This is a genomic window from Serratia sp. BNK-23 (assembly GCF_047456145.1).
GTDB classification, from domain to species: domain Bacteria; phylum Pseudomonadota; class Gammaproteobacteria; order Enterobacterales; family Enterobacteriaceae; genus Serratia; species Serratia nematodiphila.
The window spans coordinates 1,472,658-1,485,202 of the sequence record NZ_CP179900.1 but is presented as its reverse complement, the minus strand read 5'-3'; the positions used below and the strand labels follow the sequence as shown (position 1 = coordinate 1,485,202).

At 59.9% G+C, this 12,545-nt stretch carries 11 protein-coding genes; 7 read left to right on the top strand and 4 right to left on the bottom strand.

Going from position 1 to position 12,545, the window contains the following annotated elements:
• The first annotated feature begins 10 nt into the window (after positions 1 to 10).
• The 4 genes from ubiG to yfaE all read left to right on the top strand — a co-directional run bounded on the left by ubiG (position 11) and on the right by yfaE (position 4,925).
• Positions 11 to 736 carry a bifunctional 2-polyprenyl-6-hydroxyphenol methylase/3-demethylubiquinol 3-O-methyltransferase UbiG gene (gene ubiG, locus ACMGF9_RS07010; protein ID WP_004935909.1) on the top strand — a complete coding sequence of 242 codons (726 nt, stop codon included), beginning with the start codon at positions 11 to 13 and terminating at the stop codon, positions 734 to 736.
• 438 nt (positions 737 to 1,174) lie between these two features.
• Positions 1,175 to 3,463, top strand: a complete 2,289-nt coding sequence (gene nrdA, locus ACMGF9_RS07005; RefSeq protein WP_004935912.1) for a class 1a ribonucleoside-diphosphate reductase subunit alpha — start codon at positions 1,175 to 1,177, stop codon at positions 3,461 to 3,463.
• A gap of 67 nt (positions 3,464 to 3,530) precedes the next feature.
• Positions 3,531 to 4,661: a class Ia ribonucleoside-diphosphate reductase subunit beta gene (gene nrdB, locus ACMGF9_RS07000; RefSeq protein WP_004935915.1), complete on the top strand. Its 1,131-nt coding sequence runs from the start codon at positions 3,531 to 3,533 to the stop codon at positions 4,659 to 4,661.
• A 3-nt stretch (positions 4,662 to 4,664) separates the two neighbouring features.
• Positions 4,665 to 4,925: a class I ribonucleotide reductase maintenance protein YfaE gene (yfaE, locus tag ACMGF9_RS06995; protein ID WP_015378558.1), complete on the top strand. Its 261-nt coding sequence runs from the start codon at positions 4,665 to 4,667 to the stop codon at positions 4,923 to 4,925.
• A gap of 59 nt (positions 4,926 to 4,984) precedes the next feature.
• On the opposite strand, the gene ACMGF9_RS06990 is transcribed toward yfaE, so the two are convergent.
• Entirely contained in the window at positions 4,985 to 5,137 is a 153-nt protein-coding gene (locus ACMGF9_RS06990) for a Hok/Gef family protein (protein ID WP_004935921.1), read from the bottom strand.
• A gap of 230 nt (positions 5,138 to 5,367) precedes the next feature.
• Positions 5,368 to 6,189, bottom strand: coding sequence for an AraC family transcriptional regulator (locus ACMGF9_RS06985; protein ID WP_160125648.1), 822 nt, complete (start codon positions 6,187 to 6,189; stop codon positions 5,368 to 5,370).
• 116 nt (positions 6,190 to 6,305) lie between these two features.
• Between ACMGF9_RS06985 and ACMGF9_RS06980 the strand changes: the two genes are divergently transcribed.
• Positions 6,306 to 7,514: an FAD-dependent oxidoreductase gene (locus ACMGF9_RS06980; protein WP_254842460.1), complete on the top strand. Its 1,209-nt coding sequence runs from the start codon at positions 6,306 to 6,308 to the stop codon at positions 7,512 to 7,514.
• A gap of 3 nt (positions 7,515 to 7,517) precedes the next feature.
• Here the strand turns inward: ACMGF9_RS06980 and ACMGF9_RS06975 are convergent, their stop codons facing one another.
• The gene (locus ACMGF9_RS06975) at positions 7,518 to 8,714 is read right to left on the bottom strand and encodes a nicotinamide mononucleotide deamidase-related protein YfaY (protein WP_414160622.1); all 1,197 of its coding nucleotides are present in this window, start codon (positions 8,712 to 8,714) and stop codon (positions 7,518 to 7,520) included.
• Between the two features lie 246 nt (positions 8,715 to 8,960).
• Between ACMGF9_RS06975 and tyrP the strand changes: the two genes are divergently transcribed.
• Positions 8,961 to 10,169 carry a tyrosine transporter TyrP gene (gene tyrP / locus ACMGF9_RS06970; RefSeq protein ID WP_015378562.1) on the top strand — a complete coding sequence of 403 codons (1,209 nt, stop codon included), beginning with the start codon at positions 8,961 to 8,963 and terminating at the stop codon, positions 10,167 to 10,169.
• A gap of 61 nt (positions 10,170 to 10,230) precedes the next feature.
• Here tyrP and ACMGF9_RS06965 read toward each other — a convergent pair whose 3' ends face one another.
• On the bottom strand, positions 10,231 to 10,770 hold the full coding sequence (locus tag ACMGF9_RS06965; protein WP_004935943.1) for a YfaZ family outer membrane protein: 540 nt from the start codon (positions 10,768 to 10,770) through the stop codon (positions 10,231 to 10,233).
• Between the two features lie 338 nt (positions 10,771 to 11,108).
• Between ACMGF9_RS06965 and katA the strand changes: the two genes are divergently transcribed.
• Complete coding sequence (katA, locus tag ACMGF9_RS06960) at positions 11,109 to 12,545, top strand: catalase KatA (protein WP_015378563.1); 1,437 nt, start codon at positions 11,109 to 11,111, stop codon at positions 12,543 to 12,545.

Genomic DNA, 12,545 nt, shown 5'->3' with positions numbered 1-12,545 from the left:
AGACAAGCCCATGAACGCAGAATCATCCAGCCGAGTGCAAAACGTTGACCACCAGGAAATCGCCAAGTTCGAGGCCGTCGCCTCCCGCTGGTGGGATCTGGAAGGCGAGTTCAAACCGCTGCACCGCATCAACCCGCTGCGCCTGAACTACATCATGCAGCGCGCCGGCGGCATTTTTGACAAGCAGGTGCTCGACGTGGGCTGCGGCGGCGGCATTCTGGCGGAGAGCATGGCGCGCGAAGGCGCCAAGGTAACCGGGCTGGACATGGGCGCGGAGCCGCTGCAGGTCGCCCGGCTGCACGCGCTGGAAAGCGGCATGGACGTCACCTATGTGCAGGAGACGGTGGAAAGCCACGCTCAGGCCAACCCGCAGCGCTACGACGTGGTCACCTGCATGGAGATGCTGGAGCACGTGCCGGATCCGGCCTCGGTGGTGCGCGCCTGCGCCCAACTGGTGAAACCGGGCGGCCACGTGTTCTTCTCCACCATCAACCGCAACACCAAAGCCTGGTTGATGGCGGTGATCGGCGCGGAGTACGTGCTGAAGATGGTGCCGCAGGGCACCCACGATCATAAGAAGTTTATTCGCCCTTCCGAATTGATCGGCTGGGTCGACGGCACGCCGCTGCGCGAAAAGCACATGATCGGCCTGCATTACAACCCGATCACCGATCATTTCAAGCTTGGGCGCAACGTTGACGTGAACTACATGGTGCACACCCAGCACGAAGGCTGAGCGCTGTAAACCGCGCCGGCCCTGCGTTATCGGGGTTCGGCGCCAACGCGCTGTTAGGAAAAATACCTAATTTCCGCGACTTCGATCAAAATCGTGGTTGTAGACAGTTTTTTAGAATATTAAATCAGATCAATATGCCGTTTTTTTCTAACGTTTAATAAAGCGCCAAACGATCGGTTTTTTCAGTTTTTCAGTAAAATCTGATCTCGCTTATTGACAAGCTTGTCGCGCCAGTCACGGCGCGCACTGCGAACGGCAAGTTACATTTCACCCCCAAGTTATCCACAAATTAGGCCGGTTTTGTTCACTTGCAAACGCCGTTTTTTCTCACTATCTTGTTACCTCACCGACATACAACCCCTATATATAGTGTTTACATACTGAGCAGAGCGACTACACTTCTGCTTAGGGGCACCATACGGACAGGTAAAACACCACATGAACCAAAGTCTGCTTGTAACTAAACGCGATGGCCGTAAAGAGCGCATCAACCTCGACAAAATCCACCGGGTCATCGATTGGGCCGCAGAAGGATTGCACAACGTCTCGGTTTCTCAAGTAGAGTTGCGTTCCCACATTCAGTTTTATGACGGCATCAAAACCGCCGACATTCACGAAACCATCATCAAAGCCGCTGCCGATCTGATCTCCCGCGATGCGCCGGACTATCAGTACCTGGCCGCTCGCCTGGCGATCTTCCACCTGCGCAAAAAGGCTTACGGCCAGTTCGAGCCGCCGAAGCTGCACGCTCACGTGACGCGCATGGTCGAGATGGGCAAATACGATAAACATCTGCTGGAAGACTACAGCGCTGAAGAGTTCGAGCAGATGGACTCCTTTATCGATCACTGGCGCGACATGAACTTCTCTTATGCCGCCGTCAAGCAGCTGGAAGGCAAGTATCTGGTGCAGAACCGCGTCAGCGGCGAGATCTACGAAAGCGCCCAGTTCCTGTACATGCTGGTGTCCGCGTGCCTGTTCTCCAACTACCCGCGTGAAACTCGTCTGGACTACGTCAAACGTTTCTACGACGCGATTTCCACCTTCAAGATTTCGCTGCCTACGCCGATCATGTCCGGCGTGCGCACCCCAACCCGCCAGTTCAGCTCCTGCGTGCTGATCGAGTGCGGCGACAGCCTGGACTCCATCAACGCCACCTCCAGCGCCATTGTGAAATACGTTTCGCAACGCGCCGGCATCGGCATCAACGCCGGCCGCATCCGCGCGCTGGGCAGCCCGATCCGTGGCGGGGAAGCTTTCCATACCGGCTGCATTCCGTTCTACAAACACTTCCAGACCGCCGTCAAATCCTGCTCGCAGGGCGGCGTGCGCGGTGGCGCGGCAACGCTGTTCTACCCGATGTGGCACCTGGAAGTGGAAAGCCTGCTGGTGCTGAAAAACAACCGCGGCGTTGAAGGCAACCGCGTGCGCCACATGGACTACGGCGTGCAGTTGAACCGTCTGATGTACCAGCGCCTGATCAAAGGCGAAGACATCACCTTGTTCAGCCCGTCCGACGTGCCGGGGCTGTATGACGCATTCTTCGCCGATCAGGACGAATTCGAGCGCCTGTACACCCAGTACGAAAAAGACGACAGCATTCGCCAGAAGCGCGTGAAAGCGGTTGAGCTGTTCTCGCTGATGATGCAAGAGCGCGCCTCTACCGGCCGCATCTACATCCAGAACGTCGACCACTGCAACACCCACAGCCCGTTCGATCCGCAGATCGCGCCGGTGCGTCAGTCCAACCTGTGCCTGGAAATCGCCCTGCCGACCAAGCCGCTGGAAGACGTCAACGACGAGAACGGCGAAATTGCGCTGTGCACCCTGTCCGCCTTCAACCTGGGCGCGATCGACAGCCTGGACGATCTGGAAGAGCTGGCGACCCTGGCGGTGCGTTCACTCGACGCCCTGCTGGATTATCAGGATTATCCGATCAAGGCCGCGCACCGTGGCGCGATGGGGCGTCGCACCCTGGGCATTGGCGTGATCAACTTCGCCTATTACCTGGCGAAGAACGGCGTGCGCTACTCCGATGGCAGCGCCAACAACCTGACCCACAAAACGTTCGAAGCCATTCAGTACTACCTGCTGAAAGCCTCCAACCGCCTGGCTCAGGAACAAGGCGCTTGCCCGTGGTTCAAAGAAACCACCTATTCGCAGGGTATCCTGCCGATCGACACCTACAAGAAAGACCTGGATGCGATCTGCAACGAACCGCTGCACTACGACTGGGAAACCCTGCGTAAAGAGATCCAGGAAACCGGTCTGCGCAACTCGACGCTGTCCGCCCTGATGCCGTCGGAAACCTCTTCGCAGATTTCCAACGCCACCAACGGCATCGAGCCGCCGCGCGGCCACATCAGCATCAAGGCGTCGAAAGACGGCATCCTGCGCCAGGTGGTGCCGGAGTATGAGCGTCTGAAAGACAACTACGAGCTGCTGTGGGAAATGCCGAGCAACGACGGCTATCTGCAGCTGGTGGGGCTGATGCAGAAATTCATCGACCAGTCGATTTCGGCCAACACCAACTACGATCCGACCCGCTTCCCGGGCGGCAAGGTGCCGATGAAGCAGCTGTTGAAAGACCTGCTCACCACCTACAAGTTCGGCGTGAAAACGCTGTACTACCAAAACACCCGCGACGGCGCGGAAGACGCCCAGGAAGATTTGCAGCCTGCCAAGGCCGGCGATGATGACTGCGAAAGCGGCGCCTGCAAGATCTAAAGTTTGACCTAGCGGGCCGGAATTTTCCGGCCCCTTCATTTAGCCACGTTACGATGGATTCAGGCTTATGGCTTACACCACTTTTTCTCAGACCAAAAACGACCAGCTGCAAGAGCCGATGTTCTTCGGCCAGTCGGTAAACGTTGCGCGTTTCGACCAGCAAAAGCATGAAATCTTCGAAAAACTGATCGAAAAACAGCTCTCCTTCTTCTGGCGCCCGGAAGAGGTTGACGTCTCTCGCGATCGCATCGATTATCAGGCGCTGCCGGAGCACGAGAAGCACATCTTCATCAGCAACCTGAAGTATCAGACCCTGCTGGACTCCATTCAGGGCCGCAGCCCGAACGTCGCCCTGCTGCCGCTGATCTCGATCCCTGAACTGGAAACCTGGGTGGAAACCTGGTCGTTCTCCGAGACCATCCACTCCCGTTCCTACACCCACATCATCCGCAACATCGTCAACGATCCGGCGCTGGTGTTCGACGACATCGTCACCAACGAAGAGATCAAGAAGCGCGCGAAAGACATTTCCGGCTACTACGACGATCTGATCGAGATGACCAGCTACTATCACCTGCTGGGTGAAGGCACCCACCAGGTGAACGGTAAAACCGTCACCGTCAATCTGCGTGCGCTGAAGAAGCAGCTGTACCTGTGCCTGATGAGCGTGAACGCGCTGGAAGCGATCCGTTTCTACGTCAGCTTTGCCTGCTCCTTCGCGTTCGCCGAGCGCGAATTGATGGAAGGCAATGCCAAGATCATCAAACTGATCGCCCGCGACGAAGCGCTGCACCTGACCGGCACCCAGCACATGCTGAACCTGATGCGTTCAGGCGCGGACGATCCTGAAATGGCAGAGATCGCCGAGGAGTGCCAGCAAGAGTGCTACGATCTGTTCGTGCTGGCCGCTCAGCAGGAGAAAGAGTGGGCGGAATACCTGTTCCGCGACGGCTCGATGATTGGCCTGAACAAAGACATCCTGTGCCAGTATGTGGAATACATCACCAATATCCGCATGCAGGCGGTCGGCCTCGGTCTGCCGTTCGAAACCCGCTCCAACCCGATCCCGTGGATCAACGCCTGGTTGGTGTCCGACAACGTGCAGGTAGCGCCGCAGGAAGTGGAAGTGAGCTCCTACCTGGTTGGCCAGATCGACTCGGAGATCAACGCCGACGACCTGAGCGACTTCGAACTGTAAGCGATGGCGACGCCAACCGTAACGCTGCGCGCCGCTGGCACGCAGCTCTCTTGCCCCAACAGTGAAAACTGCCTGCTCGACGTGCTGGAGCTGCACGACGTGCAGGTGGAGTACCAATGCCGCTCCGGTTATTGCGGCGCCTGCCGCCTGAAGCTGGTGAAAGGCGAAGTGGCCTACCGCCAACAGCCGCTGGCGTTTATCAACGCCGGCGAGATCCTGCCCTGCTGCTGCATGCCGCTGACGGATATCGAGCTGGAAATGTAAAGTCGGGTGCCGGAAACCGCGCCTGGAGACCAGAAGGCGGGGTTGCCCCCGCCCTAGTATTACCGCTTCACCTCACACGCCAACCTGATCAGGATAGTGATATTTTCCTGGTAGATTTTCAGCTCGCACAGCGAGTCTCTTATCATCCAGATAAATAACAAAACCGTAATACATACAACGGTTAGCGAGTGAAACACATGCCTTAAGCGCATGCTTGCCTCCTTGCTGTGAAGGGGCTACCATAACGGTGTCTAGGCGTTAGGGCAGCCCCATTCTGATTGAGAGTCAGTCTGGGGCTTTCATCTATCCGCCTTGTCACACAATGCCCAAGACGAACAGTCTCAAGCACCCGTCAAGAGAGTAACAGCATTCCCTCACCGCGAATATCCCCTATAAGATTATGATTAATCAGGGATATATAACTATCCTCAAAGTATTTCGCTTAGCGCTCCTTTCCCGCCGATGCGGCAAAATAACGCGCCGGAGAATCGCCGAAGGCTTTGCGAAACATGGCGATAAAGTTGCTCGGCGAGGCATACCCCAGCGCTTCCGCGATCTGCAGCACCGTTTCGCCTTCGGCCAACTTCGCCAATGCATATGACAACCGGGCCTGCTGACGCCACTGGGCAAAACTCAACCCCGTCTCGCCGATCATCAGCCGCCGCAGGGTACGCGGCGACATCGCCCCCCATTCAGCCCACGCCTCCAGTGAACGTTCGCTCCCCGGTTGCGCCAGCAAGGCCTGCAGAACGCCGGCCAGGCGCGGATGGGACGACATCGGCAAATACAGCGGCTCCGTCGGCGCCTGACGTATCTCATCCCGCATCACCTGCGCCATACGATCCTGCTCCAGGGTAAGCGCGCAGCGTTTATCCCAGCCTTCCGCACGCTGAGCCAGCGCCTGCAGCACGGCGCTGATGCCGATAACGCAAGGTGTATTCGACAGCTCGTGGCAGGCCTCCGGCGCCAGCAGCAAACTCCAGCCGCTCAGCGCGCCGCAGACCTGTACCCGGTGCTCCGTCGCCGGCGGGATCCAACCCGCCCGCTGAGGCGGCAGCACCCAATCGCCCTGCGCCGTGCGTACATGCAACAAGCCGCTTTCGACGCACAGCAACTGCCCGCGCACATGCTGATGCCAGTCGTATTCTCGCGTGCCCAACCGATACTCCCGGCCTGCCGCGTCGCGGCCGCCAAGGGCGATCAGCCAGGGGCCCGTCGACCATTCGCTGCAGTCAGCGTCGAGGGCGTGAAGGTTCGCATTCATATTGGCCACTAATCACTATTTTTAGTCCAGATACCGTTATACCAACCTTTTCCTGCGCCGACATAATGAAATGCTTCCGGCCGCGACCGTCTGTGGCCACTGTTTCACGAGGGAATATGATGACAACACTCAGCATTGGCATTATCGGCGCAGGGCCCGGCGGCCTGTGTCTGGCTCAGGGACTGCGCCGCTTCGGCATCCACGCCACGGTATTTGAACGCGACGCCACACCGCAGGCGCGCGATCAGGGCTACCGGCTGCGCATCGATCCGTCGGGCCAGCAGGCGCTGGCCGCCTGCCTGCCGCCGGCACACTACCGGTTGCTCTGCGCCGGCAGCGCGCAAAACAGCGGCGAGAGCAATCTATGGGATCCGCAGCTTGCCCCGCTCACCAGCCGACGCCCCGAGCACTGGTTGCCCTCCAGCCAGCGCCAAACGCAAGAACCGAGCGGCGATCTCGGCATTCATCGCCAAACGCTGCGCGAGATCCTGCTTGCCGGCCTGCAAGACCAGGTGCGCTTCGGCCATACCTTGCGTGAATTTGCACAAACGCCGCAGGGCGTGGAACTGCAGTTCGCCAACGGCGAACACGTGCGGGTCGATGTGCTGATCGCCGCCGACGGCGTCAACTCGCTGGTGCGGCGGCGCTGCCTGCCCGAGGCGGGGCCCGAAGACAGCGGCGCGGTCACCCTTTACGGTAAAACGCCGCTCGATGCGGCGACCCGGGCCCAATTGGCCCCCGAGCTGCTGAACGGCGTATCGGTGATCTTCGCCGACGGCGTGTCGCTGGTGGTTGAACCGATGCGCTTTCAGGCCCCCATGGCGCAGCTGGCGGCCGACTACGCACCCGATTGCCGCCTCTCACCGGTCGACGACTATCTCTATTGGGCCTGTATCGGATCGGCTGGGCGTCTCGGCGGGCCGGTGCGAACTGAGGGAACCGCTGCGCTGCAGGCGCGCGTACGGCATATCTCGCAGGGATGGGCGCCCGCCTTGCAAACGGCGTTAGCGCTGGCGGATCCCCTGTCGCTCAGCGTGCGGACGGTGCAGGTTACGGCGGCGATGCCAGAATGGCACAGCGAACGCATCGCCTTTCTCGGCGACGCCGTGCACGCCATGAGCCCGGCGGGTGGGCTCGGCGCCAACACCGCGCTGGTAGACGCCGCCAGCCTGGCGGCGCATCTGGCGCACTCAGACAGCGCCGCGCAGGCGCTCAGGAACTACGGTACAGAGCTGCAAACGCGAGGCGCCGCGGCAATACGTCTTTCACGCCTGGCGTCCGAACGGCTACAACAAAACAGTGAGGCAGACAACTCAGCGCCATGAGCGTCACTCGATAATGTCCACCACCTCCAGCCAGGCGTTTTTACCGCACGCCTGGCCCCCATTCAGCCAACGGCGCAGCATATCCAGCGCCAGCATCGCCACCGACTCCTGCCGCAGCCGCAGGCCGTGGCGCGACGCGCGATAACGCACGGTCTGGCCAATGCCGCCGCGCGGCGTGTGCAGCGCAATGCTGACCTGCTCATCGCGCATGGTGCTGACCGCCAACGCCAACGGCGCACCGGTCAATTCCGCCAGCGAGCGGGCGCGCGCCAGCGTCGTTTCCAGCGTTTCGATGCAGTGCGCCGGCAGCAGCTCGCCCCCCGCCAGCGGCGCCCCTTCGCTCTGCAGCTGCAGATTGATCAAACCGCCGCTGAACTGCTCGCTCAACGCCAGCTTCAGCCCTTGCTGATTCAGGCGCTGCGTCAGCGTCGCCGGCAACCCGTCGGTGCCTTCAAAGATGCAGTTGTCCCCCGCCACCTCGCGCACGCGTCGCCAGGCCAGCTCCATCTCCGCACGCCGGCTTTCCGGCCCGGTCAGCTTCAGTTCGATGATCGGGCTGGAGGAACGGTAACCCAACACCACATCCGGCGGCAGCGGCAGGCTGTCCAGCTCGGCGGCCAGATCGCTCTCGGAGGTGCCGAAGGTCGTCAGGCGCAGGCACAGCGGCGGCGCCGGCAAGGTGAAGCGCTGGCGCAGACGCGGCACGATCTGCTGTTCGACCATCACTTTGAATTCCGACGGCACGCCGGGGGTGAAGAACATCAGGCATTGGTTCAGCTGCAGCGCGAACCCGCAGGCGGTGCCTACCGGGTTATCCAGCATTTCCGCGTTGGCCGGGATCTGCGCCTGCTTGCGATTGGAAGGGGCCATCGGCCGCCCGCGCTCGGCGAAATAGGCTTCCATGCGCGCCAACCAGTCAGCCCGTTCGACCAGCTCTACGCCGCTGGCTTTCGCGGCGGCCAGCGCGCTGAGATCGTCGCTGGTCGGCCCCAGGCCGCCGTTGACGATCAACACATCGGCGATGTGGCTGCGTTCCTGCAGGATCTCGATCAACGCAGAGAGGCTGTCCCCGACCGTTTCACGCCCGCTCATCGGCACCCCCTGCTGGAACAGGTAGTCCGCCAGCCAGGCGGCGTTGGTATCAATAATTTGCCCGTGCAGCACCTCATCGCCGGTGCTGAGCATCTCCACCCTTAACATTGATCTCTCCCACATTTTTTGGTCATTCCACTATAGAAGCCCGTAAATAACTTTTCACTAGCCGCCTGCGGATAATTTCAGCCATGGGTTCGTTTCTCATGCGCCATGCAGCACGCTGCAATGTAAACATTAATGTACACCATGCGTAACGTCGGTTTGACACAAATTAGGGCTTCCACTATCCTGCCATCCTCATAAATCGTTACCTATAATTTTCAAAATCTTTCGGCTGGTAGAGAAAAAAACGTGAAGAATCGCACTCTTGGCAGTGTTTTTATCGTGGCGGGCACCACCATTGGCGCCGGGATGCTGGCGATGCCGCTGGCGGCGGCCGGCGTCGGCTTCGGCGTCACGCTGGCCTTACTGGTCGGGCTGTGGCTGTTGATGTGTTACACCGCGCTGCTGCTGGTAGAGGTTTACCAGCATGAGCAGGCGGATACCGGTCTGGGTACCCTCGCCAAACGTTATCTCGGCGGCGGCGGCCAGTGGCTGACCAGCTTCAGCATGATGTTCCTGATGTACGCCCTCACCGCCGCCTACATTAGCGGCGCCGGCGAACTGCTCGCCACCAGCATCAGCCAATGGACATCGCAGGACTTCCCGGTGTCGCTCGGCGTTCTGTTGTTCACCCTGGTGGCCGGCGGCGTGGTGTGCATCGGCACCCACTCGGTCGACTTGTTCAACCGTATCCTGTTCAGCGCCAAAGTGGTATTTCTGGTGGTGATGCTCGGCCTGATGTTGCCGAATATCCACCAAACCAACCTGATGACGTTGCCGCTGGAGCAAGGCCTGGCGCTGTCGGCTATTCCGGTGATCTTCACCTCCTTCGGCTTCCACGGCAGCGTGCCGAGCATCGTCAACTACATGGGCGGCAACATTCGCAAACTGCGCTGGGTGTTTATCATCGGCAGCGCCATCCCGCTGATGGCCTATATCTTCTGGCAACTGGCGACGCTGGGCAGCATCAGCTCCGACACCTTCGTCGGCATTCTGGCGCAGCAGGCCGGGCTGAACGGCCTGTTGCAGGCGGTGCGTGATGCAGTAGCTTCGCCGCACGTTGAACTGGCGGTGCACCTGTTCGCCGATCTGGCGCTGGCGACCTCGTTCCTCGGCGTGGCGCTTGGGCTGTTCGATTTCCTGGCCGACCTGTTCAAGCGGCAAGATAACGTGCGCGGCCGCCTGCAAACCGGCGCCATCACCTTCCTGCCGCCGCTGGCCTTCGCGCTGTTCTACCCTCGTGGTTTCGTGCTGGCGTTGGGATTCGCCGCCATCGCCCTGTCGGTGCTGGCGCTGCTGCTGCCTTCACTGCTGGTGTGGAAGACGCGTCAAAAGCATCAGGCGCAGTATCGCGTCTGGGGCGGCACCCCTGCGCTGGCGCTGGTGTTTGTCTGCGGGGTAACGGTGATCGCCATCCAACTGGGCATCGCCAGCGGCATGCTGCCGGCGGTCGGGTAAGCGACGAAAGACAAGAAATGATAAAGAGAAAGGGGCCGCAATGGCCCCTTTTTGCTGAGCGTCAGAAGCTCAGCCCTACGCCGACATAAGGGCCATCGGCCAGGGTGTTGTCGCGACGCCCGTCTTTGCCTTCCATCTGCATGTAACGGTAGCCCACGTCCACGCTCAGCGGACGGAACTTCCAGCGCAGGCCGCCGCTGGCTTCGTTATAGGCCTTCACGCCGCTGGTGAAAGACTCAGGGGCAAAGTAACCTTCGCCGTGCAGGCTGAAGTAACGGTTAATTTCCCACTCCAGGCCGCCGCCCAGCGCCACCGCCCCGCCGCTCTTCCCGTCTTTCGGGCTGAGGTACAGCGCTTTGGCACCCACGGTCGCCGTCAACGGCCCCAGCGGCACGCCGAAGTTCAACCCCACGCTGCCGACGTTGCCGTCGTGGTCGCTGCGCGCCCAGTTGCCGGTCAGGCCCAGACCTGAAGAGCCGGTGCTCATGCCAACGCCCAGGTTGGTGTAGTGCTGCCCGGCTTCGCCCGACACGCTGATGGCGTTCGCCGCGCCGGTCACCAACAGCAATCCTGCCGCGCACGCGACCCAAGTCTTTTTCATCATCTTTCCCTCTGGTTTGTCATCCGTATCGAATGTTCGAATCAACGCATAATAATAACGTCACGAGTCTATACCAAAGCGCAATGCGTATTTAAGGGATAAAAGCGAAAAAATTCTTCAATAATCAAATAAATGTAAATATTTGCAAACAATAATCTATATTCGTCAAGGCGATGCCAACGATAACCGAGACCTATTTGCCGTCGCTCGGCAATAGGGCTACAACTAGTAGTGGCTTTGACCAAGGTCAGGGGAAGAAGCCCCGCCAAAGGACTATGCTGATGAACGCTTAAACCGCCCGAGTCTTTACTTAAATGCACTACGATAAGGAGCAAGTGATGAGCAAGAAAGGACTGACCACCGCAGCCGGCGCCCCGGTTGTCGATAACAATAACGTGATCACCGCAGGCAAACGCGGCCCGATGCTGTTGCAGGACGTGTGGTTCCTGGAAAAACTGGCCCACTTCGACCGTGAAGTCATCCCCGAGCGCCGCATGCATGCCAAGGGATCCGGCGCCTACGGTACCTTTACCGTCACCCACGACATCACCCGCTACACCCGCGCCAAGATCTTCTCCGAAATCGGTAAGCAGACCGACATGTTTATCCGCTTCTCCACCGTCGCCGGTGAACGCGGCGCCGCCGACGCCGAACGCGACATTCGCGGCTTCGCCATGAAGTTCTATACCGAAGAAGGCAACTGGGATCTGGTGGGTAACGATACGCCGGTGTTCTATCTGCGCGATCCGCTGAAATTCCCCGATCTCAACCACGTGGTGAAACGCGATCCGCATACCAACCTGCGCAACCCGGTCTACAAGTGGGACTTCTTCTCCCACCTGCCGGAATCACTGCACCAGTTGACCATCGACTTCAGCGATCGCGGTATTCCGAAGTCCTACCGCCACATGCACGGCTTCGGCAGCCACACCTTCAGCTTTATCAATGCCGCCAACGAACGTTTCTGGGTGAAATTCCACTTCCGCTGCGAACAAGGCATTGAAAACCTGATGGATGAAGAGGCAGAAGCGATCATCGCCAAGGATCGCGAAAGCTCACAGCGCGATCTATTCGAGGCGATCAAACGCGGCGACTTCCCGCGCTGGAAGCTGCAAATTCAGATCATGCCGGAACACGAGGCCTCGCAGACGCCCTATAACCCATTCGATCTGACCAAGGTGTGGCCGCACGGCGACTACCCGCTGATCGACGTCGGTTATTTCGAGCTGAACCGCAATCCCGACAACTACTTCTCCGAGGTCGAGCAGGTGGCGATGAACCCCGCCAACGTGGTGCCGGGCATCAGTTTCTCGCCGGATAAAATGCTGCAGGGCCGTCTGTTCTCCTATGGCGATGCGCACCGCTACCGTCTGGGCGTCAACCACCACCAGATCCCGGTGAACGGCGCCAAATGCCCATTCCACAACTACCATCGCGACGGCGCGATGCGCGTGGACGGCAACAGCGGCAATGGCGCCACCTACGAACCAAACAGCTTCGGCCTGTTCCAGGAGCAGCCGGACTTCAGCGAACCACCGCTGAGCATTGAGGGCGCGGCCGACCACTGGAACCATCGTGAAGACGACGATTACTACAGCCAGCCGCGCGCGCTGTTCAACCTGCTGAGCGCCGAAGAGCACCAGCGCATGTTCACCCGCATCGCCGGCGAACTGTCGCAGGTGCCGGAACAGATCCAGCGCCGTCAGGTCGAGCTGTTCACCAAGGTGCACCCGGACTACGGCGCCGGCGTCGCCAAGGCGTTGGGGCTGAAATAA